The 25,043-nt window shown below is 72.9% G+C and carries 20 protein-coding genes, 1 tRNA gene and 2 pseudogenes; 6 read left to right on the top strand and 17 right to left on the bottom strand.

What is annotated here, in order from left to right:
- The 3 genes from AB0F58_RS25375 to AB0F58_RS25365 are packed head-to-tail and all read left to right on the top strand — an operon-like array spanning position 1 to position 1,986.
- Entirely contained in the window at positions 1-801 is an 801-nt protein-coding gene (locus AB0F58_RS25375) for an SDR family oxidoreductase (protein ID WP_357147691.1), read from the top strand.
- A 53-nt stretch (positions 802-854) separates the two neighbouring features.
- Positions 855-1,766 carry an SPFH domain-containing protein gene (locus tag AB0F58_RS25370; protein WP_357147688.1) on the top strand — a complete coding sequence of 304 codons (912 nt, stop codon included), beginning with the start codon at positions 855-857 and terminating at the stop codon, positions 1,764-1,766.
- A gap of 4 nt (positions 1,767-1,770) precedes the next feature.
- Positions 1,771-1,986, top strand: coding sequence for a hypothetical protein (locus AB0F58_RS25365; RefSeq protein WP_357147685.1), 216 nt, complete (start codon positions 1,771-1,773; stop codon positions 1,984-1,986).
- Between the two features lie 240 nt (positions 1,987-2,226).
- On the opposite strand, the gene AB0F58_RS25360 is transcribed toward AB0F58_RS25365, so the two are convergent.
- Both AB0F58_RS25360 and AB0F58_RS25355 read right to left on the bottom strand, forming a co-directional pair.
- Positions 2,227-3,240, bottom strand: a complete 1,014-nt coding sequence (locus AB0F58_RS25360) for a cupin-like domain-containing protein (RefSeq protein WP_357147682.1) — start codon at positions 3,238-3,240, stop codon at positions 2,227-2,229.
- The gene (locus AB0F58_RS25355) at positions 3,237-3,521 is read right to left on the bottom strand and encodes a hypothetical protein (protein ID WP_357147680.1); all 285 of its coding nucleotides are present in this window, start codon (positions 3,519-3,521) and stop codon (positions 3,237-3,239) included. Before AB0F58_RS25355 ends, AB0F58_RS25360 begins: the two co-directional genes overlap by 4 nt.
- 125 nt (positions 3,522-3,646) lie before the next feature.
- Between AB0F58_RS25355 and AB0F58_RS25350 the strand changes: the two genes are divergently transcribed.
- Together AB0F58_RS25350 and AB0F58_RS25345 are read left to right on the top strand one after the other, a co-directional pair.
- Positions 3,647-5,587 carry a sensor histidine kinase gene (locus tag AB0F58_RS25350; RefSeq protein WP_357147677.1) on the top strand — a complete coding sequence of 647 codons (1,941 nt, stop codon included), beginning with the start codon at positions 3,647-3,649 and terminating at the stop codon, positions 5,585-5,587.
- Positions 5,584-6,240, top strand: coding sequence for a response regulator transcription factor (locus AB0F58_RS25345; protein ID WP_357147674.1), 657 nt, complete (start codon positions 5,584-5,586; stop codon positions 6,238-6,240). The genes AB0F58_RS25350 and AB0F58_RS25345 overlap by 4 nt, the downstream gene beginning before the upstream one ends.
- 115 nt (positions 6,241-6,355) lie before the next feature.
- Here AB0F58_RS25345 and AB0F58_RS25340 read toward each other — a convergent pair whose 3' ends face one another.
- The 8 genes and pseudogenes from AB0F58_RS25340 to AB0F58_RS25305 form a co-directional block, all read right to left on the bottom strand.
- Positions 6,356-6,685 (bottom strand): hypothetical protein, encoded by a 330-nt coding sequence (locus AB0F58_RS25340; protein WP_357147672.1) that lies wholly within the window; start codon positions 6,683-6,685, stop codon positions 6,356-6,358.
- A complete protein-coding gene (locus AB0F58_RS25335) occupies positions 6,682-7,008 on the bottom strand; it encodes a winged helix-turn-helix domain-containing protein (RefSeq protein WP_357147669.1) in 327 nt (108 codons plus the stop codon). The genes AB0F58_RS25340 and AB0F58_RS25335 overlap by 4 nt, the downstream gene beginning before the upstream one ends.
- Positions 7,009-7,196: 188 nt before the next feature.
- Complete coding sequence (locus AB0F58_RS25330) at positions 7,197-9,596, bottom strand: transglutaminaseTgpA domain-containing protein (RefSeq protein WP_357147743.1); 2,400 nt, start codon at positions 9,594-9,596, stop codon at positions 7,197-7,199.
- Positions 9,597-9,646: 50 nt separating this feature from the next.
- The gene (locus AB0F58_RS25325) at positions 9,647-10,783 is read right to left on the bottom strand and encodes a DUF58 domain-containing protein (RefSeq protein ID WP_357147666.1); all 1,137 of its coding nucleotides are present in this window, start codon (positions 10,781-10,783) and stop codon (positions 9,647-9,649) included.
- A gap of 10 nt (positions 10,784-10,793) precedes the next feature.
- Positions 10,794-11,789 carry a MoxR family ATPase gene (locus AB0F58_RS25320; protein WP_357147663.1) on the bottom strand — a complete coding sequence of 332 codons (996 nt, stop codon included), beginning with the start codon at positions 11,787-11,789 and terminating at the stop codon, positions 10,794-10,796.
- Positions 11,790-11,820: 31 nt separating this feature from the next.
- A complete protein-coding gene (locus tag AB0F58_RS25315) occupies positions 11,821-14,454 on the bottom strand; it encodes a fibronectin type III domain-containing protein (protein ID WP_357147660.1) in 2,634 nt (877 codons plus the stop codon).
- A gap of 171 nt (positions 14,455-14,625) precedes the next feature.
- Positions 14,626-15,096: pseudogene (locus tag AB0F58_RS25310) on the bottom strand (fibronectin type III domain-containing protein); the annotation flags it as partial.
- Positions 15,097-16,713: 1,617 nt separating this feature from the next.
- Positions 16,714-17,130 (bottom strand): annotated as a pseudogene (locus AB0F58_RS25305) (tetratricopeptide repeat protein); the annotation flags it as partial.
- 264 nt (positions 17,131-17,394) lie between these two features.
- Between AB0F58_RS25305 and AB0F58_RS25300 the strand changes: the two are divergent.
- A tRNA-Leu gene (locus AB0F58_RS25300) sits at positions 17,395-17,478 on the top strand.
- A gap of 158 nt (positions 17,479-17,636) precedes the next feature.
- Here AB0F58_RS25300 and AB0F58_RS25295 read toward each other — a convergent pair.
- The 7 genes from AB0F58_RS25295 to pdhA form a co-directional block, all read right to left on the bottom strand.
- Positions 17,637-18,356, bottom strand: coding sequence for a hypothetical protein (locus AB0F58_RS25295; RefSeq protein ID WP_357147657.1), 720 nt, complete (start codon positions 18,354-18,356; stop codon positions 17,637-17,639).
- Positions 18,357-18,564: 208 nt separating this feature from the next.
- Positions 18,565-20,076 carry a DUF4419 domain-containing protein gene (locus AB0F58_RS25290; protein WP_357147654.1) on the bottom strand — a complete coding sequence of 504 codons (1,512 nt, stop codon included), beginning with the start codon at positions 20,074-20,076 and terminating at the stop codon, positions 18,565-18,567.
- A gap of 144 nt (positions 20,077-20,220) precedes the next feature.
- Entirely contained in the window at positions 20,221-20,562 is a 342-nt protein-coding gene (locus AB0F58_RS25285) for an integrase core domain-containing protein (protein ID WP_357147651.1), read from the bottom strand.
- Positions 20,563-20,585: 23 nt separating this feature from the next.
- Positions 20,586-21,248: a helix-turn-helix domain-containing protein gene (locus AB0F58_RS25280; RefSeq protein ID WP_357147649.1), complete on the bottom strand. Its 663-nt coding sequence runs from the start codon at positions 21,246-21,248 to the stop codon at positions 20,586-20,588.
- 409 nt (positions 21,249-21,657) lie between these two features.
- The gene (locus tag AB0F58_RS25275; RefSeq protein ID WP_357147646.1) at positions 21,658-22,971 is read right to left on the bottom strand and encodes a dihydrolipoamide acetyltransferase family protein; all 1,314 of its coding nucleotides are present in this window, start codon (positions 22,969-22,971) and stop codon (positions 21,658-21,660) included.
- Between the two features lie 34 nt (positions 22,972-23,005).
- Positions 23,006-24,001: an alpha-ketoacid dehydrogenase subunit beta gene (locus AB0F58_RS25270; RefSeq protein WP_357147643.1), complete on the bottom strand. Its 996-nt coding sequence runs from the start codon at positions 23,999-24,001 to the stop codon at positions 23,006-23,008.
- Positions 23,998-25,041: a pyruvate dehydrogenase (acetyl-transferring) E1 component subunit alpha gene (pdhA, locus tag AB0F58_RS25265; RefSeq protein WP_357147640.1), complete on the bottom strand. Its 1,044-nt coding sequence runs from the start codon at positions 25,039-25,041 to the stop codon at positions 23,998-24,000. The genes AB0F58_RS25270 and pdhA overlap by 4 nt, the downstream gene beginning before the upstream one ends.
- Positions 25,042-25,043: the final 2 nt, after the last annotated feature.

Raw genomic sequence — 25,043 nt, 5'->3', positions numbered from 1 at the left:
GTGGAGCTGACCGACCGGGTCGTGGTGGTCACCGGCGGGGCCGGTGGGATCGGGGCGGCGCTGGGCCGGCGTTTCGCCGCCGACCGGGCCGCCGCCGTCGTCCTGGCCGACCTGGACGTCGACCGGGTACGGGCGGTGGCCGACGGGATCGGGCCGGTCGCCCACGCCGTGGCGGTGGACGCCGCCGACGCCGACCAGATGGCCGCCCTGGTCGCCGACGTCGAGCGGCGGTACGGGCGGATCGACCTGTTCTGCGCCAACGCCGGGGTGGCCACCGGTCAGGGACTGGACGCCCCGGACGCCGACTGGGAGCGGTCCTGGCGGGTCAACGTGCTGGCGCACGTGTACGCCGCGCGCGCCGTGCTGCCGGGCATGCTGGCCCGGGGCGAGGGCCACCTGCTGCACACCTGCTCGGCGGCGGGTGTGCTGACCGCGGTGGGGGACGCCCCGTACACGGCGACGAAGCACGCGGCACTGGGCTTCGCCGAGTGGTTGTCGATCACCTACCGGGACCGGGGGATCCGGGTGAGCGCGCTCTGCCCGCAGGGTGTGGACACCCCGATGCTCGCCGACGGGCTCGCCGCCGGTCACCTCGGCGCGCGGGTGATCGCCGCCTCCGGGGCGGTACTCACCCCGGAGCAGGTCGCCGACGTGACGGTGGCCGGGTTGGCCGACGAGCGGTTCCTGATCCTGCCGCACCCGGAGGTCGCCACCTACGCCCGGCGTCGCGCCGAGGATCCGGACGGCTGGCAGGCCGGCCTGCGGCGACTGGTCGGCCGGCTCCGGGGCGGCGACTTGTAAAAGTGATATCACATTGATAGTTTGCTGCCCTCACTGTTCTGAGGGAGTCTCACGTGACACACCACCCCGACCTGCCCGCCCCGCAGGTACACGAGCGCATCGCCCGGGACGCCTCGGGCTGGCCGGTGCTCGCCCTGTCCGTCCTGGTGATCCTCCTCGGCGTCGCCGCCTTCGTCGTCGGCGTGCAGCAGGAGGGTTCGGCGGTCGTGGCGAGCCTCGTCGGTGCCGGCGTCCTGCTGGTGCTGGCCGCCCTGGTCGCCCTGGCGGGACTCACCGCCGTCGCGCCCGGCGAGGCCCGCGTCCTCCAGCTCCTCGGCCGCTACACCGGAACCGTCCGCGCCGACGGTCTCCGCTGGGTCAACCCGTTCACCGCCAGGCGCAGGGTCTCCACCCGGATCCGCAACCACGAGAGCGACGTGCTCAAGGTCAACGACGCTGACGGCAACCCCATCGAGATCGCCGCCGTCGTCGTCTGGCAGGTCGAGGACACCGCCCGCGCCGTCTTCGAGGTCGACGACTTCATCGAGTTCGTCGCCATCCAGACCGAGACCGCCGTGCGGCACATCGCCAACAGTTACTCCTACGACTCCCACGACACCGCCCGGATGTCCCTGCGCGACAACGCCGACGAGATCACCGCCCGGCTGTCGGAGGAGATCGGTCTCCGTGTCGCCGCCGCAGGAGTGAAGATCGTCGAGTCCCGGCTGACCCGCCTCGCGTACTCACCCGAGATCGCCCACGCCATGCTGCGCAGACAACAGGCGAACGCCATCGTCGCGGCCCGCGCCCGCATCGTCGAGGGCGCGGTGGGCATGGTGGAGATGGCACTGGTCCGCCTCGCCGAGAACCACGTCGTCGACCTCGACGAGGAACGTAAGGCCGCGATGGTCAGCAACCTGCTGGTGGTCCTGTGTGGCGATCGGGACGCCCAGCCCGTGGTCAACGCGGGCACGCTCTACTCCTAGGCACATGGCCACCGAGCGGAAGAAACTCCTCCTCCGGCTGGATCCCGCCGTGCACGACGCGCTCGCGCGCTGGGCCGGGGACGAACTTCGCAGCACCAACGCCCAGATCGAGTACCTCCTCCGCAGGGCCCTCGCCGACGCCGGCCGCCTCCCCGGGGACGTGGGCCGGATGCGGGGGCCCGGCCGGCCTCCGGCCACACCCGACCCGGAGGAGCAGTGACGGGTCGGCGCCCGAGCATGTCCGTCAGACCGACGAGCTGGTGCTGACCAGCTGTCGCTCCACCTGTCGTCCGCGCTGCCGGAGCGCGGGGCGCCGCATCGGTGAGGAATCGAGACGTGCCGGCCTTCCCGACGCGACTAGCGTCACCCCGGCCCGCCGACCGGCGCCCCTCCTCCACCGGGCGGCCCGGGGGACGTACCCGGGCCGCCCGAAGCCCGTCGACCTGCCGTCGGGCGACGATCAGTCGTCCCGGCCGGCCGCGGGTGGGGTCGCCATCTTGTGGTTCTGCCCCGGCGTGTCGAAGTGGTGGAACGTGACGGTGGCGCTCACGTCGAGCGCCTCCACCCAGTGCCACCAGCCCACCGGCACGAGCAGCATCTGACCGGGTTCCAGGACGGTCTCCAGCACGGTCGCCTCGGCGAACCGCGGGTGCCGGACGAGGTCCGGTTCGGCCGCGTCGACCGCACTGAACGTGCCGCCCCGGGGATAGACGAGGTGTCGTTCGTACGACGGCACGAGCCGGACGTGCTTGCGACCGAGCACCTGGCAGAGCAGCACGCTGCTGTTGTCCACGTGCAGCGGCGTGACCGTGCCGGCCGGACCGAGCAGCAGGTGCCCGACCCCCGCCGGGTCCACGATGCCCGCCGGCGGTCGCACGTCGGCGGCGAGCGGTCGCAGCGGGCCGGACCAGGCTTCGTTACGGGGCACCATGTAGTAGTCGTTGGTGCGGACGCCGGAGCCGAGGGCGGTCAGGTAGTCGCGGAACGGCATGGTGGTGCGGTGCCGGTCGTACTGCCAGGCATGGTCGGGGTTGGCGTTCCGGCCGGTCATCACCTCCACCTCGGCGTCGCCGCACGCCTCGGCCAGGCTCTCCAGCGTCCAGTCGAGCGCCGGCCAGTCCGTCATCTGGCCGTCGAGCACGACGGGGCGGTGCCCGAAGTAGTACCGGGCGAAGAACTCCTCCGGCGTGAGGTCCGTGCGCTGTTCCAGGGTGCGTCCCCCGTCGCTGTCGCGCAGCGACCGGTAGGTGTCCAGGACGGACTCCATCCAGTCGTAGCGCAGCGCGAGGCGACGGCACACGGCGAAGTACGGGTGGTCGGTGAGGTCCCGCAGTTCCGCCTCGACGGCGTCCGCGTCCCCGCACCCGGCGACGGCGGTCGCCCGCACCTCCTCGACGGAGGCGCCCATGGCGAGGTTCTCGGCGAGCCACTCCCGCCAGGTGTCGCCGAGCCGGGTCGGGGCGTGCACGGTCATCGGGCCGCCCCGGGCACGGCGGTCAGCCGGGCCGGCCGCACGCTCGGCGGGCAGGTCGGGTACGAGTTCTTGACGTGGGCCGGGAAGTGGTCGGTGGCGGGCGGCGGGGTGAGTCGGGCCTCGCGGGCGTACTCCTGGCAGTTGACGTAGGAGTTCTTGACGTGGGCCGGGAAGTGGTCGGTGGCGGGCGGCGGGGTGAGTCGGGCCTCGCGGGCGTACTCCTGGCAGTTGACGTAGGAACCCTTGACGTGGGCGGGGAAGTGGTCCGGAAGAGAGGTCATGACCGGCAGTCAACGGGCCGCACGGTCCCGGCCGCCAGGGACCGGTGTCCCGTCCGGCCGGGACAGCCGGATCACCCGATCGGCGGTACGCCGTCGTCGGCGTCGACTGACACAGTGGATGGATCATGTCGACTCCCCGCCCGCCCGACCGGATCGCCGCCCGGGTGGTCCTCGCCGTCACCGTCGGGTGCACCACCGCCGCGATCGTGATGTGGTGTCTCGCGCTGCCGGCGTTCACCGACACCCAGCTGTATTCGCTGGTGGACCTCATGGACGGGATCGTCTACGGCGGCGTCGCGTGGCTCGTGCTGAGCCGGCGCCGGACCGGCGGCGGCCGGCTCGCCGGGTGGATCGTCGCGGCGGCCGGGGTGGGCGGCTCCCTGGCCGCTGTCGCCGCCCAGTGGAGCCTGCTGTCCACCGGCCCGTACTGGTTGCTCTCCGCGCACCACTGGGCCTGGGTTCCCGGTCTGTACGCGCTGGTCGTGGTGATGCCCTGGCTGCTGCCGGAACGGACGCCGGGCCGCGTCGAGCGGGTCGCGGTCGCCGTCGGGCTCGGGTACGTGGCGCTGGCGTCGGTCACCGTGCTGACCGCGCCCCCGCCGCGCGGGCTGATCCCGCTCGGGCCCGCCGCGACGGAGGTCCGCGCCGTGGTCGCCGGTCCGGCCGGGTACGCCCTGGTGCTGCTCGGTCTGCTCGCCGCGGCGGCCTGCGGGTGGCGCTGGCGGCACGGGCCGCCGCAGCAGCGGCACGGCATGGGCTGGGCGACCACCGGCAGTACGCTGCTGACCCTCGCGTTCCTGGTCACCGTGCTGCCACCGGTGCTGCCCGCCTCGGTACCCGCCCTGCTGATGCTCGCCTCGCAGGCGTTCTTCCCGGCGGCGGTCGCCGTGGTGGTGCTCCGGCAGCAGATGTGGGGGCTGCGGCTGGCGGTCCGGCGGGCCCTGGTGTGGTACCTGATGACCGGCGGGGTGATCGCCGCCTACGGCGCCGGGGTCACCGTGCTCGACCGGGTGCTGCCGGAGGCGTCGTCCGCGCCGCGGATCGTGGTGACCGCCGCCATCGCGGTCGCCTTCCAGCCGGTCCGGCAGTGGGTGCAGCGTGGCGTGGACCACCTGGTGCACGGCGACAGCCCGGAACCCCTGATGCGTCGGGTGGCCCACAGCCTGCACCGCTCCGCCGACCTCGGCCCGGTGATCGCCGCCGCGCTGCGCCTCGCCGAGGTGCTGGTCACCGCCGACGGGCCCGAGCCGCCCCCGCGCGCCGGGGGCATCCCGGTGACCGTGCCCCTGACCATCGGGGGTCGCCAGGTCGGCTACCTGCACGCCTGGCCACGTCCGGGGGAGCTGCTCGGCGGCCGGGTCACCGACGCGCTCAGCGGGCTCGCCCCGGTGGTCGCCGCCGTGGTGGACCTCGCCCGGACCAACGAGGAGCTGACCCGCTCGCGGCGGCGGCTCGCCGAGGCCCGCGACGAGGAGCGCCGGGCCCTGCGTCGCGACCTGCACGACGGGCTCGGCCCGGCGCTGAGCGGCATCGGGCTCGGCCTCGCCGCCACCCGGAACCTGCTGCACCGTGACCCGGCCCGCGCGGAGGAACTCCTGGACCGGCTGATCACCGAGCTGACCACGCGCGCCGAGGACGTCCGGGACCTGGCGCACGGACTGCTACCGCCGGTGCTCGCCGACGGCGGCCTGGAACCCGCGGTCGGCACACTGCGGGACCAGTACACGCGGGCCGGGCTGGACGTCGCGGTGCACATCCCGGTGCCGCTCGACCCGCTGCCCGGCTCGGTCGCCACCGCCGCGTACGGGGTGACCGCCGAGGCGGTGCGCAACGTGCACCGGCACGCCGGGGTGGACCACTGCACGGTCACCCTGGACCGGCGGCCGGACCTGCTGCGGGTCACCGTCACCGACCACGGTCAGGGCCCGCCCGCCGGGCCGACCCGGGGCGTCGGCCTGCACGCCATGCGGGAACGGGCCGACGGCGTCGGTGGAACCCTGACCATCGGCCCGGCCGAACCGCAGGGCACCACGGTGCGGCTGAGCATCCCCCTGGAGCTGTCGTGACCACACCGATCCAGGTCGTCGTGGTGGACGACCACCCGGTCTTCCGGCTCGGCATGACGGCGCTGCTGTCGACGCTGGACGGCATCGACTGCGCGGGTGAGGCCGCGGACGTGGCGACCGCGTTGCGGGTCGTCGCGCGGGTGCGGCCCACGGTCGTCCTGATGGACCTGCACTTCGGGCAGGGTTCCGGCATCGAGGCGACCCGGGCGCTCACCCGTGACCACCCCGACGTCGGCGTGCTGGTCGTCACCATGCTCTCCGACGACGCGTCGCTGGTCGCGGCGCTGCGCGCCGGGGCCCGTGGCTACCTGCTCAAGGGCGCCAGCGCTGCCGACGTGGAGCGCAGTATCCGCGCGGTGGCCAGCGGGGACCTGGTTCTCGGCGCCGCCGTCGCGGGTCGCGCCGCGATGCTGTTCCGCGCCGGAACCGGTGGCCCGCAGCCGTTCCCCCAGCTCACCGACCGGGAACGGGAGATCCTCGGCCTGCTGGCCCGGGGCCTGCCCAACGCCGGGATCGCGCAGCGGCTGGGGCTCAGTCCGAAGACGGTGCGCAACAACGTCTCCGCCATCCTGGTGAAGCTCCAGGTGACCAGCCGCGCCGAGGCGATCACCGCGGCCCGGGACGAGGGGCTCGGCGCCCCCGCCCCCGGGTGACCTTCTCGGCCCGCACCGCCACCGAGGCGCGGGCCGGTGGCAGTGGCCGACCGACCGGCCGGGACCGGTCCCGCAGCGCCGTCGCGCGGACAGCACGTCAGCACGTGGGGGAGGGTCAGCCCACCTGGCTGAGGAGGCGCTCCACCTCGGTCAGGCGCAGCCGGACCTGGGTGAGTTCGGTGTGCGTGGCGGCCAGCTCCGTCCGGAGTCCGGCCAGTTCGGTGGCGGTGACGCGGCTGCTCTCGGCGAGTTTGGTCTGGGCGGCCCCGGCCTGTTCGGCCAGGTCGCGGTACTGGGTCTCGCGAGCCGCCGAGTGCCGGGCCCGGTAGACGCCCAGGGCCACGAAGGCGACGATCGCGGTCAGCGCGACCAGCATCACGGTGCCGGTGATCATGCCGGTCTGGGCGATCACGTCGGTGGCGGTGACGATGTCGGTGGTGCTCACGGGTCATCCTTTCCGGGGCCGTCGGCGCCCAGGGTCGTTGCGGCGGCGGCGATCGTCGCCGGGGTCAGTTCCAACGCGAACGGCACGACGTCGAACCACTTGACGGAGCTGCCGTCGGGTGCGGTCTCGAGGGTGCCGGTGACGAGGCCGGCTGCTTCCAGCCGTTGCAGGTGCATGTAGAGCAGTGGTCGGTTCATCCCGAGGCGGCGGGCCAGTTCGCTGACGTACCCGCGCTCCTCGGCGAGGCTGGCGACGATCCGCAGCCGATGCGGGCTCGCGAGTGCGGCGAGCGTCCGCAGCAGCTCGTCTCCCGTCTGGTGCACCGGTCCCACCCGCCCTCGACTCGACCATGGTGTCAGAGTTGTCTGACACCCCCCTGTCAGAAGATCCTGACACCGCAGGGCTGGCGGAGTCAAGCCCGGATCACCGACAGTCGAACCCGATCACCCACCCGCGAACCGAACGGGCTGCCACCGATCGTCCGATCGGCCCCGGACCCGCGCGCGGCGGGTCAGCGTCGCCAGCGCAGCGGGCCGGGATGGACGGACCAGAGCAGCCGCCGCCACCGGGGCCGGCCGGCGCGTAACTCCCGCACGACGTCGGCGGCGATCCGCCCGGCCCGGACCGCGCGGTCGTCGTCGACCCCGTCCGGGGCGAACGACACCTGGTTCACCAGCACCGCCAGCTCCGCCAGCCCGGAAACCGGCGCACCGTCAGCCGGGCACGGCTCCGCAGCCGCCACGACCGCCGGCTCGGCCGTCGCGGTCGTCGGGGGCGACTCCAGGGCTGTCGGGGCCGGCGTCGCGGTCGACACCGGGCCTGTCGGGGCCGGCGTTGCGACCGTCGCCGGGGCGGTCGGGGGAGTGGACCGGGGCGGGACGCCCCCGGCGAGGACCCGGCGGGCGTGCGCGGCGACCTCGGTGGCGGACAGGTCCCCGCCGACCGGACGCCCGGCCAGCCGCAACGCGTCGGTCACCTCCCGCCAGGCGCCGGCGACCCGCTGGGCGGGGTCACCCCGGTCGAGGCGGCGTCGGGTCAGCGACCGGCGCATCGCGGCCAGCGTCCCGAGGACCGCCGCGACCAGGATCAGCAGCCCACCCGTACCCACGCCGACCAGCACCACCGCCGGTACCCCGCTCGACTCCCGGCGCGGCGGCGCGGCCACCACCGGGGGCGTGACGGTCGGTTCGACGGTCGGCGCCGGCACCTCCGACGGGGGCGGGTCCTCCGGGGTCGGCCGGAAGTCCTCCTCCACCGGGCGCGGTTCGTCGTCCGGTCGGGGCAGCGGGTCGAAGGCCACCCAGCCGAGCCCGTCGAAGAGCACCTCCGGCCAGGCGAACGCGTCGGCGGCGCGCACCGGCCCGCTGCCCGGGGTGCTGAACCCGACCACCACCCGGGTGGGCAGCCCGGTCAACCGGCCCAGCACCGCGAACGCGGCGGCGAACTGCTCGGAGGTACCCCGCTGCCCGCCGGCGTTGCGGGGGCCGAACAGGAAGAAGTTCAGGTTCGGGTACGCGTGGCCGCTCGGCGCGTCGGCCACCACCCGGTAGTGCTCGGCGAGGAACTGCTCGATCGCCGCCGCGCGGGCGTACGGGGCGCCGTTCTCCTCGGCGAGCTGGGCGGCGAGGCGGCGCATCGGATCCGGCACCCCGTCGGCGACCCGTAGCACCCGGGCCACCTCCCCGCCGGCCGGTACGTCGGCGGTGGCGAGCAGGTTCACGTCGGGACGCTCCCGCACCGAGGTCACCGTGTACCGCAGTCCCGGTGTCAGCCCCTCCGGGCGGATCAGCGTCCCGGTCGACGGGTCGTAGGCCACCCGTGCCCCGCCGACCTCGCGGGGGGTGGCGACGGCCGGCAGGAGCCGTCCGGTCAGGTCGGCCACGGTGACCTCCTGCCGGACGGTGTCCAACCGGCTCCCCGCCGCCGGTGCGCCGGCCGGCAGCACCCGGCCGGCGTTGCGGTAGGTCGCGCCCACCCGCCAGGTCACCCCGTCGTAGTCGCTGAGCACCGCCAGCCGCAGCCGCACCTCACCCGACCCGGAAGCCGGCTCCGACTCCGGGGCGGAGCCGGGTGACCCGGCATCCGGGGCCGGCCCGACGGTCGGGGACGCCGCCGGGGCGACGCCGTCGACCGACACGTCCAGCAGCTTCCGCTCCGGGTGCAGGGCCCACCCGGAGATCCGGATCAACGGGTTCTCGTCCAGGGTCTCCACCTGGGGCGGCTCCACGTAGCGGCGCGGATCCACCGGCCGGTCGTCGACCTGCCCGGCCACCACCGGGGCCAGCAGGGCCACCAGCCCCACCAGCACGGCCAGCCCGGCGGCGGTGGTGACCGTCCGGGTCGTCCGCAACGCCGCCCGCGTCCCGGCCGGCAGGTCACCGTCGGCCTCCGACGGCACGCCGCCCGTGACGGCCAACCCCAGCCCGGCCAGGGCGGCGAAGGCCAGCGTCGGCCAGAGCGCCGGCCCGGCATTCGGGCCGACCACGTAGACCGCACCGGCGTAGAGCGCCGTCGGCGGCAGGTAGCCCAGCAACACCCGCCCGGCGCGCAGCGCCACCTCCGCCCCGGCGAGCCCGGCCAACCAGGCGGCCACCAGCGGTACCAGCACGGTGTCCGGGGTGGGCTCCACGGGAATCATCGCGGTCAGCAGCCGGGCCACGCCGTTGCCGGCCGCGTCCACCACGATCCGCCCCAGGCCGCCCGGCAGTTCGGCCCGCTGGGCCGCCAGCCGCAGCGCCACCGCCGTGTAGCCGGCCAGCGCCAGCACCGACAGCGGCGCGACCAACCAGGACCGCAGCCGGCGGGCGGCGACGCTGACCAGCACCGACCCGACCGCCGCGCCGAGCACCAGCCGGGTCAGCAGGTCACCGGCGTACACCCGGCCCAGCACCACCCCGGCCAGACCGGTCATCCCCACCAGGACCAGCGGCAGCGGCACCGCCCGCAGCACCCTCCGCGCGGTCACCACCGGCGCACCCCGTCCCACTCGGCGGCGAAGGCCGCGCCGTCGACCGCGTCGATGACCACCAGGCCCGCCCCGTCCGCCGGGGTCGCGTCCGGCGCGCCGAACACCCCCACCACCACCGAGGGGTACGCCCCGCGCAGCGCGCCCACATGGCCCAGGCCGGCCCGGCCACCCGGCCCGGTCAGGAAGACCAGGGTGTCCCCGGCCCGCTGCTGCCGCAGCCGGGCGGTGGCGTCCGGCAGCGAACCGGCAGCGAGCCCGACACTGGTGAGCCGGTCCAGGGCAGGCGCGTCCGGGTCGTCCTCGGGCACCACGGTCAGCAGGGACACCGGCAGGTCCTCGCGGATCGCGGCGGCCACCACCGACGCCGCCGCCTCACAGCCGGACTCGAAGCTCTCCGCCGTGCCGTCGGCCCGGTCGGGGTGCGCGTCGACCCGGTTGTCCAGCAGCACCACGATCCGGGGCAGGCTGGTGTCCACGTTCTCCCGGACCATCAGCTCACCGACCCGGGCGCTGGTACGCCAGTGCACCCGCCGCAACTCGTCACCGACCACGTACTCCCGCAGCGAGTCGAAGGTGATCGACCCGTGCGGCACCCCGTCCACCCGGCCGTCGAGGCTGCGCCCGGCCCCGGTGGGAACGGCGCCGAGCGGGTGGACGCGAGGATGCACCCACACCGGCACGGTGCCGCCGTAGGTGCGGGAAACCGCGACCAGACCGAGCGGGTCCCGGCGGATCACCCGCAGCGGGCCGATCGGCACCACCCCACGCCGGGTGGTGGGCACGTCGTAGGTGACCGTGGTGTCCCGGCCGGGACGCAGCCGCAGCAGCGGCACCGGGATCGCCCGGCCGCCGCACCGGTCCTCGGCGACCAGGCTCGCCACCCGCAGCCGCCCGGCGTTGCGGACGGTCACCGACATCCGGGCCGGCTCGCCGCGGGCCACCCGGTCCGGGTCGGCGTGCCGGGTCACGGCCAGTCGCGGTCGCCGGGCCGCGACGACCAGGGCGTAGCCGACGGCGGTGCCGGCCGCCGCGCCCAGCACGGTCAGCTCCGGGTACGCGAAGGCGAAACCGGCGGCCAGCAGGGCGACGGCGGCGACGAGCAACCCGGCTCCCCGGGCGGTGATCCCCATTCGCGACGGGTCAGCCCTGCGCCGGGACGGTCTGCCCGGACGGCAGCGGCACCGGCACCGAGGCGATCGCCTGGCGCAGCACCTCGGCGGCGTTCACGCCGCGTACCTGCGCGTCGGAGGAGAGCAGCAGCCGGTGGGCGAAGACCGGGGCGGCGAGGGTCTTCAGGTCCTCCGGCATGATCCAGCCCCGCCCGTCGATGAGCGCGTACGCGCAGGCCGCGCGGGTCAGCGCGATCACCCCGCGCGGGCTGACCCCGACCCGCACGTGCGGGTGGTTGCGGGTGGCCGCGGCGAGCCGCACCGCGTAGGCGTACAGCGGTTCGGCGATGTGCACCCGCTGCGCCATACCGATCAGTTCGGCGACCGCGGCGGTGTCGGTGACCGGGGTCAGCGCCTCCGGCGAGCGGACCGTCGCCCCGCGCAGCACCTCCACCTCCACCGCCTCGTCCGGGTAGCCCACCGACAGCTTGACCAGGAACCGGTCCAGCTGCGCCTCGGGCAGCCGGTACGTGCCGTCCATCTCCACCGGGTTCTGCGTCGCCACCACCAGGAACGGCTGGGGCACCGGGTGGCGGACCCCGTCCACGGTGACCGTGCGCTCCTCCATCACCTCCAGCAGCGCCGACTGGGTCTTCGGCGAGGCCCGGTTGATCTCGTCGGCGATGACGATGTTCGCGAACACCGGCCCGGGGTGGAACTCGAAGCCCCGGGTCGCCTGGTTGAAGATCGTCACCCCGGAGACGTCCGAGGGGAGCAGGTCCGGGGTGAACTGGATGCGCCGCCACTCGCCGGTGACGGTGGCGGCGATCGCCCGGGCGAGGGTGGTCTTGCCGACCCCGGGCACGTCCTCCAGCAGGACGTGCCCCTGGGCGAACAGGGCGGTCAACGCCAGCCGCACCACCTGCGGCTTACCCAGCACCACCGAGTTGACGTTCTCGGCGAGCCGGGCGGCCAGCGCGGCGAAGCGCTGCACCTCCGGTTGGGTGAGCGGCTGGTGGGTCTTCACGGTCCGTGGTGCTCCTTGCCGTTCGGCGCGGTCAACAGGTGGGCAGGACGTCGATGTCGTCGCCACCCTCGAGGTTCAGCCAGGCCCAGGGGATGTAGTTCCTCCCGCTGAAGTTGATCCGCACCCACCAGGTGCTCGCCTTCTGGTTGTTGTAGACGTAGGAGTTGACGTGCTCACCCTTGACCTTGCAGAAGGCCTGCCAGCGGGTGCCCGGCCTCGCCCAGCCGACCTGCCGGTCGTTGTCCTGCCGGGGCACCGCGAACACCTCGTTGCCGTTACGGCCGTCCACCTCGGCGTCGCAGTAGGTCTGCTGGTCGGGGCCCGGCCCGTTCTCGCAGGTCGCGATCCCGAACAGCGGGTCGGTCTGCTGGGTGCTGGTCACGGTGCCCTTCCCGGCGGCGTTGGTCGCGGTCACCGTCACCGGGTACGACGTGCCCGGCGCGAGCCCGCCCACGGTCAGCGTCGCGCACGCCCCCGCCGGGGAGGTCTTCCCGCCCGCGCTGGCCGTGCAGGTGGCCTTCCCGCCGCCGCCGTCCACGGTCACCTTCACCGTGACCGTGGTGGCCGTACCCGACCCACCGGTGACGGTCACCTTCGGCGGCGCGACGGTACGTGCGGTGTCGGTGGCCTCCGGGCCCGGCCCGGCCTCGTTGACCGCCCGCACCGTCACCGTGACGTCCTGCCCGTCACCGAGGCCGTCCACGGTGACCCGGGTGTCGGTCACGTCGCGGCGCTTCCCGCCCACCTCGACCTGGTACGCCGTCACCGGGCGGCCGTTGGTCCCGGCCGGTTCCCACTCCGCCACGATCGTGCCCGGCCGGTCCGCCACCGTCGCCGCCCGCAGCCGCCCGGGACGCTCCGGTGCGGCGAACGGCACCACCGTGTTGCTCACCCCGGACGCCTTCGACCCGGCACCCCGGTCGTTGACCGCGACGACGGTGAACGCGTACTGCCGGCCGTACTCCAGTTCACCGGCCGGCACCACCAGCTCGGTGCCCTTCGTCTCCCCGGCCGGCGCGTTCGCCCCGGCCGACGCGGCCGTCACCACGTACCGGGTGATCTTCGCGCCCTGGCCGTTCGCGGCCGTCCAGCGGACCTGCACCGTGCCGTCCGGTCGTTCCTTCGCGGTCACCCCGGTCGGGGCGTCCGGCACCTCCGCCGTCGGCACCACCGGGTTGCTGGTCCGCGCCGGGCCCGCGCCCTTCGCGTTGACCGCGTGCACCCGGAACCGGTACGTCTCCCCGTTGGTCAACCCGGTGATCTCCACGGCGCGCTGGTTGGCGCCGACCTCCACCCGCTGCCCGGCCCCCTCGACCACGTAGCGGACGATCGCGGCGCCGTTGGCGGCGGCCGCCCGCCAGCTCACCCGCGCCGACGCGTCACCGGCGGCGGCGGTCACCCCGCGCGGCGCGCTCGGCTTGTCGACCTTCGGCTTCTTCGGCGGGGGAGGGGGCGGGGGCGCCGGCGGCGGGTCACCGCCGAGCACGTCGTTGGCGTACTTGTCGACCTCACTGACCTGGTGCTTGTCGTCCACCACCCGGGCGGTCGAGGAGTCCGGCGCGTTGATGAACAGGTGGTTCTCCCGGACCTCCAGCTCCAGTGGACCCCGGGTGCCCCGGCCGGAGATCGTGTCGACCAGCTTCCCGTCCCCGTCGAAGGTGTAGATCACCCCGCCGGTCTGGTCGGGACAGTAGAACCGGCCCGCCCACGCCACCGCCGGCCGCAGCCCGTCACCGCTGCCCGGCACGGTGAAGTCACGCACCTGCCCGTCGTCGCCGACCACGTGGACGGTCCGCGCGTCGGGGACGGTCACCGGCACCCGGGAACCGCTGGTCCGCGCCGGCAGCGTGCCCGGCCCGGTCGCCGGCAGCGGAACCCGCCGCACCGTGTCGCCGCGTACCGTCACCAGCGCGCCGGCCGTCCGGTCGAGCACCGCCACCCCGTCGTCCAGGGTGGAGACCACCAGCTCGTGACTGCCGTCGGCGACGTCGTGGGTGCTCACCTGCTTCGGGCTCAGCCCGCCCCCGGCGCTCGCCGCCGTGGCCGGCTTCTCCGGCAGATCCGCCGGCGTGATCGCCGAGACGGTGCCCTCGCTCGGCACCGCCACCCACAGCCGGCCCTTGCCGTCGAACGACCCGCCGGTGATGCCCGGCGGGTAGCGCACCGGCTCACCGACCGGCGCCAGCGACCGTGGGTCGAGCTGCCGGACGATGCCCTGCACCGCGTCCACCACGAACGCCGCGTCCTCGTGCAGCGTCACGTTGACCCCGAGACCGGGAGTGGTCCGGGTGGTCGCGATGATCTGGAGGGTGGCCAGGTCCAGCGAACTGACCTGACCGGTGTTCAGGTCCCGCAGGACGAGCAGCCGGTCGGTCTGGGCGACCTGCATCGGGTGCTGCTTCGCCTGCGGCACCTCCACCCGGGTGTCCACCTTGGCGGTGATCCCGTTGACCCGGGCCAGTTCACTGCGGGCGGTGCTCCACAGCCACGAGGAGGCGTCGTAGTTCGCCACCGCGTTGTCCGCATAGCCGAGGTTGAGCACGGTCAGGCCCATGGCGGCCAGCAGCGCGGCGACCGTGCCGACCGTGACCAGGCCGCCGGGCAGGCGCGACCGGCGTTTCGTGGTGTCGGATTCCGTGCTGGCGGCGTCGTCGGTGGTGGCCACAGCTGGCTGTCTCCCCCAGGTGATCGGACTCGCCCGCGCATCGGGCCAGGTGGCGCGCCGTTCCCCGGCGGCCCGCCCGTGAGCCGGCTGTCATCATATGGCCCCGTCGATGCCGGGGGAACCCGGACCGTCCGGTCCCGGACACCCTCCGTATGCAGGGACGATGTCCGATCAGCTGGGTGTCGGGCCCGGCTCGCGGGTGGTGCAGACCTGACCGGACGTGGCGTACGACTCGGTCGAATAGACCGCCAGGACGGTGAAGCAGTAGTCCACCCGGGGGTTCAGTCCGTTGACCGTCCAGGTCGTCCGTCCCGGGTCGAGGGTGGCCATCGCGCCCAGCTGTAGACCGGCCCGGCCGCCCGCCACCACGAACGGCACCACCCCGCCGGACGGGTCGGTCCAGGTCAGCGTGACGCTGGTGGTGTCGTCGCGCAGCCGCAGGTCGCCCGGCGGATCGAAGGTCGGGGCCGGGGCCGGTGGGGCGACCGTGGACGGGTTCGGCGCCGTCTGGTCCCGCACCACGTTGACCACCAGCAGCGCCGCGCCGGCCAGCACCAGCAGGACCACCAGCACGGCCGCCGTCACCATCACCACCAGCAGCCGCCGGCCCCGGTTCCGGTCCGGCTCCGCCACCGGGTACGCCGGGGGAAGCTCGTCCGGTGCCGACGGGGACGGCGGTGGGCCGAAGAACTCACCGGCGGGCTCGTCCGCCGCCCGGCCGGAACGGCCGGTCCCGTCGGCGGGGGAGCGCCGGAGCGGGTGGAACGGGTAACCACCCGCCGGTGGTTCCGGGCTCGACGGCAGCGGGGAGGCGAGCGGGGCGGTGGCGTCCGCCGGCAGGTGGTTGCCGCCCACAGGAAGTGTCCTGCCGCCCGGGGGCAGTGGGCTGCGGCCCGGGGGTAGTGGGCTGCCGCCCGCCAGGTCGGGCGGCGCCGGGACCGGCGGCGTCGGGACGAATGACGTCGGGACGAATGACGTCGGGACCGGTGGTGCCGGAGCCGGTGGTGTCGGGGGCGGTCCGCCCGCCGGCGCGAGAAGATCCCAGGCGGGGGTGCTCAACTGCCCGGTGGGAGCGGTGGCCGGCGGCCCGTCGGTGGGCGACGGGACGGGGGCCGCCCCGACCGGCGGTGGCCCGGTGTACGGCGGGCCCCCCGGGTCTGCGCCGTGCGACGGCACAGCGGTGTGCGGCGCGGCCTGCGCCGGTGGACCGGCGGGAGCCGCGGGCTGCGCCGGTGGGCCGACGGGGGCGGCGGGCTGCGCCGGTGGACCGGCGGGAGCGGCGGCCTGCGCTGGCGGGCCGAAGGGGGCAGCGGTGCGCGCCGGCGGGACAGGGAACGGCGCGGGGTGCGGCGGCGGGTCGAACGGACCGGCGGCGGGCGGATGCTCACCGGCGGGTGGAGCGCTGACCGGGGAGGACAGGTGCGGCGGCCCGCTCGTCGGCGGCCCGCTCACCGGTGTGTAGGGCGCACCGCTCACCGGCGCGTACGGCGGACCACTCACCGGTGAGGCGTACGGGGCGCCGCTGATCGGGAGGGTCGGGGGTCCGCTGACCGGCGGGATCCGGGCCGGGGGTGGCGGTGGTACGGGCGCCTGCCGGCCGCCGGCCGGCCCACCCACCGGCTGACTCCCCCCGTCGGACGTGCTGATCTGCCGGACCTGCACGGTCGGTTCGTCCCACTCCCGGGCGGGCTCGGGCCGGCCCGCCTCACCCGCTGCTGGCGGTGTCGGCGTCGGTGGCGGGGCCGGCGGCGGGCTGCCGGGTGGCCCGACGGGTGCGCGTGGCGACGTCGGCGGGCGGCCGGAAGCGCCGTCCGGTGCCGGTCTGGTGCCCGGCACCAGCGGAGAAGCCGGCGGGCGGGGCGGAGCGGGAAGTGCCACAGACGGTGCCACCGGTGGCCCGACCGGGGCCGGCGGCGGCTGGAGCGGTGCCACCGGTGGCCCGAGCGGAGCCGGTGGTGCGCCACGTGGACGCGGGACGGCCCGGCCGGTGGGCTCCCCGGCAGGTGGTACGGGCGGCGGGGCGACCGGTCCGGCCGGGCGCTCGGCAGGCGCGCCGAGGGCGGCCTCCCCCTGAATCCGGGCGGGGACCGGCGTCGCCGATAGGTCTGCTGTCCGAGGCGGCTGCGCTGGCGGGGACGGCCAGGCTGCGCCGACCGGAGACGAAACGGTGACGTCGGGCTGGCGGGGTGTGGGGACGGGGGGCATGGCAACCGTCGGCTCCCCACGATCCGGTGACGCCGGAGCGGCGGGGGCCAGGCCCAGGTAGGCCCGCGCAGCGCGGACCGCCGGATGGTCGTCCCCGAGAACGCCGGGACCCGACGTGGCGACCCGCTGGTAGTTGCGGCGAGCCTCGTGACGGTTGCCGAGTTCCTCCGCGACGGCGGCGAGGTCGAACGCGATCGCCACCATCAGCGGGTCGGCGTGCCCCCACCGGCGCTCCCCGGCGGCGAACGCCTCCTCCAGGACCCGCCGCGCTCCGGTCGGGTCGTCGGCCTCCCGGTGCAGCCGGGCGAGGAGGTGGGCGGTGCCCAGCAGGTCCGGGTGGTCCTCGCCCAGACGGGGGCGGGCCGCCTCGACGGTGTCCGCGAGGAGGTGGCGGGCGCCGGCGAGGTCACCTCCGGCGCGTAGGGCGAGGGCGCGGTTCCGGACGGCGGACAGTGGAGACGGCTGGGACACTCCGTCATGCTGCCGGTAGCTGACCGTGGAACGCCACCCCGGGTGTGCGACGTGGGGTATGGGATTCACCGGCGACGTGGGATTCCCATGGGTGGTCTCGGTGCTCAAGCCCGTGAGCTGGGGAGATGCTCGCACGGGGAGTCCAGCCAAAGGCGATGTGCATGATCGAGTTCGGCGGTGTAAAGTAATGCCCCGTGCGGCCCGCCGGGCAGCCAGAGGGCGGTGGAAAGCCACCTCGGCAGTCAGGGTAGGCTGAACGAGTAGGTCCGGGTGGCGGAATGGCAGACGCGCTAGCTTGAGGTGCTAGTGCCCGTATAGGGCGTGGGGGTTCAAGTCCCCCCTCGGACACGATCCATACACCCACGGTCCGCGTTGAGTTTCGCTTCAGCGCGGGCCGTTTGTGTTTCTGGATGGTAGAACGTCGTAGGATCCGTCGCGCCGGGATATGGGAACCCTCCTGCGTTGTCGAATCACCTGAGAGCCGCTGCGGCGGCATCGGCGTCTCGTCAACGGGCCGCTTGCTTGCCAACTGTGCAGGCTCGGACCGCGATGGTGACCTGGTTGCCCGCGGCGGGGTCGATGACGCAGTGCAGTCCGAGGTCTGTGATGCGGCCGTCGCGTGCGTCCCACTCGCGGGCACCGGCGTCACGTCCCAAGATTGAGCCGAGCGAGTCGATCGTGGCCTTCCAGAGATTCGGCCAGGCGCGGCGGGGCCCGATCACGAACGCAAGCTGGAGGGCGATACCGCCTTCGGAAAGTGGTTGAGCGGCGGTGATCTGGTCGCGGATCTGCCGCTTGTAGGCGGTGGTAGTGGCTGACGCAGTCGTGCGCACCTGTAGCGAGTACGCTCCGCCGGGATCCTGGACAGTGTGCGTCTGGCACACCGCGACCGAGGACCTCGTTGCATGCCGCTTGGTCGCCCACACCGAGGCGAACTGCCGCCCGATGCCCTTGGTCAGCTTCGGGATGAGCGGAAACAGGTAGTTGTCGAGGTCGTTGAGCGCGAGCAGGGGCACGTTGTCCGGCAGCCCGATGTCCACGCGCAGCGCGAGCGGATCCGGTGTGACGCGCGCCTGCACGGCGACGGCCGCCTGAACGTCGGCGACAAACGCGGCGGAGCGAACCTGGCCAGGCGACCCAGCCGTGTCCCAGCTGGCCAGGGCAGGCGGAACGCTCAGTGTGCTTCCCATGAACTCCGGGCGCGCATAGAAGACAGGCAAGGTCACAGGTGAAATCTATCGCCAGACCAGAGCTCGATCGCCCGTCGTGGCTGCCCGCTGCTCGGAGCAGTGATCCTCGTTTGCCTTAACGCTCATGCCGCCGATCGCGCGTGCCGACCGGCGGCACGAAGTGTCACTCCCTGTAGGCCTTTGTTCAGTGCTGTCGAATCTGGACGTGTTCGGTTGTGCCGAATTGCCGGTGGCGTGTCTCGGATCAGCCGGTGGGTCGGTCCAGTTGATCGAGCCGGCCGGTTTCCAGGTGGGCGATGTCGCCATCGGAGTCGAGGGCCGCATCGAGCAACCGTGCGAGCGAGGTGCCGTACACGGGGACGTCGGCGGGCTCGTCGACCAGGCGGAAGAGGGTGTCGACGTCTGACCGTTCGGACGCCGCCGCCTCGAGGCGGCAGACGACCCAGTGGATCGGCTGCGTTTCGCTGTCGAGAGCCGCGCAGACGCTCCTGCCGTCGGCGAGGTCCATGATCGCCAGGAGCGAATGCTCCCCATGGCCGCGGTAGACCCGGCGGTGCTCGGCCACCGGCAGCAGCCGCCACGTGTCGAACAGCGTGGCGGAGCCGACGCGCCGGTAGAGCGCCACCACCTCGGCGGGCGCGTTGAACAGCCACGTGGGTTGCGGTGGGCTGGTCTGGTGGTCGCGTACGATCCGGTCGATCACGTCGTCAACCTCCACCGCCGCCGGGGCGAGGTACCAGCCGGCCACCGGCCGCAGTCCACCGTCGTCGTCCTGGGCGACGCCGACCAGGCCGGCGTGCAGGGCCACCGTACGGTTGTCGCCCGCCGCCCGGTCGTTGACGTTGGCGGTCGCTCGCGACAACGTCGCGGGCACCTGGTCAGTGCGGATGCCGGCACCCTGGTAGAAGCCGCGACCGTCAACGGTCGCGTCGCGCGGCTCGTCAATGGGCAACTCCAGCAGCGGATTCGGCCGCTCCACCACCCCTTCACCGCGAAGGTACGGGTACAGGCGCGCGGCCCAGCCGGTGACCACCTCACCGCCGTACGCGTCGACGGGGTTGTAGATCCGCCGCCAGAACGCCACGTCCACGTCGCCCGCCGCGGCTCGGACGAACTGGTCGGCGACCGGCGCGAGCGACCGGCACCACGTCTGCAGGCCGAACCCGGCGATTGCGTCCACCCGTGCGCGGATCTTCTGCCAGTCCGCCACGGTGCCGGTCAACGTGATCGACGGGATGCCGCACACGCAGACCAGCCACAGCGAGAAGTACGGCGAGTACGCGTCGAGCAGGACAACTCGTCCCGCGAGCCGGTCGACCTCGGTGCTGGTGGAGAAGTCGCACTCGAACATGTCAACGTCGCTGACCTCGGCGGCCAGCAGCTTGTGGAATGACTCCACCACGTCCTGCCAGGCAGCCGCGTCCTGCGGCATCGGCCCGTCGACGGTAACGGTGAGCCGCTTGCGGCCGGCGTGGCCTACCAACCGGGGGCGCAGCTCCTCGGCGTGCAGCCGGATATGTTGGGCGACACCCTGCGCGATGGTCAACCACACCGCGTCGGGGGACAACACCAGCGGGCGATGGTCGGCGAACGCGCGCCCGACGGCGTCGAGCAGCGGATGCACCCCGTCCGGCACGAGCACCGGCAGCACCGGATCACCGCCGAACACCAGCGCGTCCCCGAACAACTCACCGAGCGGCCGGGTGGGCAGGCCCTCGGCTGCGGGCGTCACCTCATCGACCCGGAAGGTCACCATGGCGCGACTCTAACGCCTACTCGCCTGAGCGCGATCCCGCCACGAAGTATCCTGTACCGTGCCAAACTCGCGCAACGGTTGTGGCCTGGCATTTCGAAGATCCGTTCAGACTGCTCGGTGGTACTCGTTGATCACCCCACTGAGTCATCTTCGGCGGCGTACGGGCTTGTCCATGAGGATGACGACGGCCGGATCATGGTTGGGCTGTCGCCCTTGATGCGGCCGGTGGTCGTTGAAATGGTCCACGTACTCGCCAACTACCGCCAACGCGTGCCGCTTGTTGTAGATCAACATGTGGTCGGTGCACTCGTCGCGGAGGCTGCGTCCCCAGCGTTCGATGAAGCAGTTGGCCTGTGGGGTGCGGGGTGGGGTCTTGACCACGGTGATGCCTTCGGCGGCGAAGACGTGATCGAAGGCGGCGGTGTACTTGCTGTCGCGGTCGCGGAGCAGGAACTGGAACTGGTTGGCGCGCTCGCTCAGATCCATGGTGAGGCTGCGGGCCTGCTGGGTTACCCACTGCCCGGTGGGGTGCGCGGTGATGCCGAGAGGTGGACCCGTCGGGTGGACACCTCCATGACGACCAGCGCGTACAGGCGTCGCAGCAGGATCGTGTCGAGATGGAAGGAGTCGATGGCCAACAGGCCAGCGGCCTGATTGCGCAGGAAGGTACGCCAGTCGGTGTCCTGCTGGCGGGGCGGCGGGCCGACACGTCGACCCGCCAGGATCCGCCGGATCGTGCCCGCCCCGACCGGATGGCCGAGTCGTTGTAGCTCGCCTTGGATTTGGCGGTGTCCCCATCGCAGGTTCTCCCGGGCCAGCCGCAGCACCACGTCGCGGATCTCGTCGCTGACTGGCGGCCGGCCGGGCCGGTTCGGGTAGGTCCAGTGGCGTTGTACCAGGCGGCGGTGCCAGTTCAGCAATGTGGCTGGGGTGACGATCCGGTGTTCCCGCATGCGGCGCGGCAGCAGACGGGCCAGGGCGGCCAGGATCGCCCGGTCCGGCCAGGACAACCGCAGCCGGCCGGGAACCTGCCGACGCAGCACCGCTACCTCATGCCGCAGCGCGAGAACCTCGACCAGCAACGCCCTGTCACTGCGGATCAACAACTCCAGTCCACTGAACAGTCGGGTCATCCCCAGGTACAGCAACCGCACGGCCATACCAGAGATCATCAGCCCGAGCCGAGAACTCCCAGCTCACAACATGTGCGATGAGTTATGGCACGGTACAAGGCCGCGAAGACCAGCGGCCCCAGCGCTCCGCCGGGCCGTTGCCCCGGGTCATGGCGAACGGATGGTGACAGCAGCAACAGCCAGGCGCCCGTCGCGGCACCGGCCCGGTCCGCTAATCCGCTTCATCGATGCGTCGGATGGAGGCGATCTGGTTCAGCCAGCTACTGCCGCACCCGAGCCTGCGGCTCGGCCCGCCGGAACCGGACCGCGATCCGCGCGTGTAGCCGGTCCAACTCCGAAGCCCCATACGTCGACCTCTCTCGCCGTCGCCCCGACATCATGCCCAACGCCGGATCCGCAACTGCGCGTGAGCCGATCTGACCGGTCGAGCCGGTCACCACGATCCCGGTCACGCCACGATGCGCAGCGGATGCTCGAGCAGGTCGGTGAGGGTGGCGAGGAACTGCGCGGCCAGGGCGCCGTCGATGATGCGGTGGTCGGCGGTGAGCGTGTATCGCATCCGGTGCCGCGCTTCCAGAGTCTCCCCGGTCAGCGTGGGCTCCGGTGTCGCGGCGCCGACGGCGAGGATCGCACCTTGGGGTGGGTTGATGATCGCGGTGAAGTGCTCGACTCCGTACATGCCGAGGTTGCTGATTGTGAACGTCCCGTCGGCCATGTCGGCCGTGTTCAACGTCCGGTTCGCCGCCTTCTCGGCTAGAGCTCGGGTCTGCGCGGAGATCGCCGTGACCGACGTCCCGTCGGCATCGCGGATCACCGGCACTATGAGCCCGGCCGGGGAGGCGACGGCGATGCCGATGTTGACCCGCCCGTGCAGCAGGGTTTGGCCACGGCCCTCGGGGGAGTAGGACGCGTTGACGCCGGGGTGCTCGCGTAGGGCGAGCGCGACCGCCCGCACCATGAGGTCGTTGACAGTCACCTTGCGTCCGGCATCGTGCAGCGCGGCGTTCAGCTGCGCCCGGAGCGCGAGGAGGTCCTCCAGGTCGGCGGATGCAGTCACGGTGAAGGTCGGGATGGTTGTCGCGCTCTCGGTAAGCCGCCTCGCGATCGCCTGTCGCACCGGATCGAACGGCACCGTGGTCGGTTCACGCGCGTCCTGTTCGGACGGTGCTGCGACACCGGCCGCAGCAGGGGGAGGCGATCCGGCCTCGGCCGGTTTGTTGGCAATCGGTGCAGGCGTCGGCTCCGATTCGAAGGCGTCGAGATCCGCGCGGACGATCCGACCACCGGGGCCCGTGCCGGTGACGCTGATCAGGTCGATGCCGCGTTCCCGCGCGAGCTTGCGTACCAACGGGGTCGCGGCCCGGTGCTCCGGCTTCACCGCAGTCGCCGCGGGTGCGGGCGATTGTTCCGCAGCAGCCGGTGTCGGAGCCTCGTCGACGGCATCGGTGGCGCCATGACTATCTGCTGGTTCGGGGACGGCCGACTCGGCGTGCGCCCCTTGCGTGAGGATGACGGTCTCGTCACCAGATCCGTCGTTGAGGCGGGCAATGGGGGTACCGATGGCGGCGTTCTGGCCTTCGGGGACGAGGATCTCGGCCAGGGTGCCGCTCTCGTAGGCCTCGTACTCCATGACGGCCTTGTCGGTCTCGATGTCGACGAGGATGTCGCCGGCGGCGACCGGGTCGCCGGGTTGCTTGTGCCAGATGGAGATGGCGCCTTCCTCCATGGTGTCGGACAGGCGCGGCATGAGGATGTCGATCATGAAAGGTCTCCGGTCTCCGGTCTCCGGTCTCCGGTCAGCGGCGCCGGGCGACGGCGTCGAGGGTTTGGCGGATGGCGGTGATCGCGTCGTCGGCGGAGGGCAGAGCCGCGGTCTCAAGCGGCTTGGAATAGGGGAGTGGGATTTCGGCCATCGCGACGCGGCGGACGGGGGCGTCGAGCCAGTCGAAGGCGCCGTCGGAAATGGTCGCGGCGATCTCGGCGCCGATGCCGTAGGTGAGCCAGTCGTCTTCGAGGACGACGGCGCAGTTTGTCTTCTGGACCGAGGCGATGACCGTCTCCCGATCCAGCGGGCGGAGGCTGCGTAGGTCGACTACCTCGACATCGATCCCATCACTCTCGGCGAGCTTCTCGGCTACCTGGAGTGCGACCGCCGCCATCCGGGAGTAGGCGACGACGCTGATGTCGGAACCTTCGCGAGTGATCTTTGCCTTGCCGATCTCGGCCGGTACGTCCTCGTCATGCACCTCGCCCCTGGTGTTGTAGAGCGCCAGGTTCTCCAACACGAGGACGGGGTCGTCGTCGCGGATCGCGGCCAGCATCAGCGCCTTGGCGTCGGCAGGGTTGGAGGGGGCGACGACCTTCATGCCGGGGACGAAGGCGTAGTAGAGCTCGATGTTCTGCGAGTGGGTGGCGCCGAGCTGCTGTCCGCCGCCGCCCGGGGTGCGAATGACCATCGGCACCTTCGCCTGGCCGCCGAACATGCCGTAGATCTTGGCGGCATGGTTGACGATCTGGTCCAGGGCGAGCAGGGAGAAGTTGATCGTCATGATCTCCACCACCGGCCGCAAGCCGAGCATGGCGGCGCCGATCGCGGCGCCGGTGAAGCCCTCCTCGGCGATCGGGGTGTCCCGCACCCGCTTCGGGCCGAACTCGGCGAGCATGCCAGCGGTGATCTTGTACGAGCCCTCGAACAGGCCGATCTCCTCACCGATCAAGAACACGTTCTCGTCGCGCAGCATCTCCGACCGCAGAGCATCGTGCAGCGCCTGCCGGTACGTGATCACACTCATGCCGAAGCTCCGATCTGCTGGGCGGTCGGCTGCGGCGCGGCGGGGAAGAGCGCGTCACCGGGCAGCCGACGGGAATCGTTCGGCACCGGAGTCGCATAGGTGTAGTCGAACAATGTCGACACCTCCGGGTACGGGCTGGCATCGGCGAACTCGGCGGCCGCGGCAACCGTGGCGGCGGCCTCGGCGTCGATCTCGGTGATCAATTCGTCGGTCAGCAGCCCTTGATCATGGAGTCGGACGGCGTAGGCCGCGATGGGGTCGGCCGCTTCCAACGCCTCGGCTTCCTCCTTGCTGCGGTACTTCGCCGGATCCACCACCGAGTGCCCCTTCAGGCGGCCGGAGACGGTCTCCAGCAGGTACGGTTTCCCGGCCCGGGCACTGGCCAGTGCGGCCCTGGCGGCTCCGTGGACGGCGACTGGGTCGTTGCCGTTCACGCGGGCAGCGGGCATCCGGTAGGAGGACGCGCGCTTGTGTAGTTCGGGTTCGGCGGACGACTGCTCGACGGTGGTGCCCATACCGAGTCCGTTGTTGATCACGACGTAGACGATCGGCAGGTTCCATAGGGCGGCGATGTTGAGGGATTCGTGGAAGGCGCCGATGTTTGTGGTGCCGTCGCCCATCAAGCACATCACCGCTTCGGATCCGCCGCGGTAGTCAACGGCCAGCGCTGCCCCCGTCGCGAGTGGTAACTGGCCGCCGACGACGCCGTACCCGCCCATGAACCGGGACGTGATGTCGAACATGTGCATCGACCCGCCCCACCCCCGCGACACACCGTCGGTGCGGCCGTACAGCTCGGCCATCACCCGCTCTGGGCCGATTCCGCGGGCGATCGCGTACCCGTGCTCCCGGTAGTTGGCGAACACGTAGTCGGAGTCGTCGAGCGCGGCCATGAGACCGACGACGGTGGCCTCCTCGCCAAGGTTCAGGTGGCAGTAGCCGCCGACCTTCGCCTCGGTGTAGGCGCGGGCGGCGCGCTCCTCGAACCGGCGGATCAGCACCATCTGCCGGTAGAACGCCAGCAACTGCTCGTCACTCACAG

The sequence above is a fragment of the Micromonospora sp. NPDC023956 genome (genome assembly GCF_040639195.1).
GTDB lineage: Bacteria > Actinomycetota > Actinomycetes > Mycobacteriales > Micromonosporaceae > Micromonospora.
The sequence above is the reverse complement of the archived record's forward strand: the minus strand, read 5'-3'. Positions and strand labels throughout refer to the sequence as shown.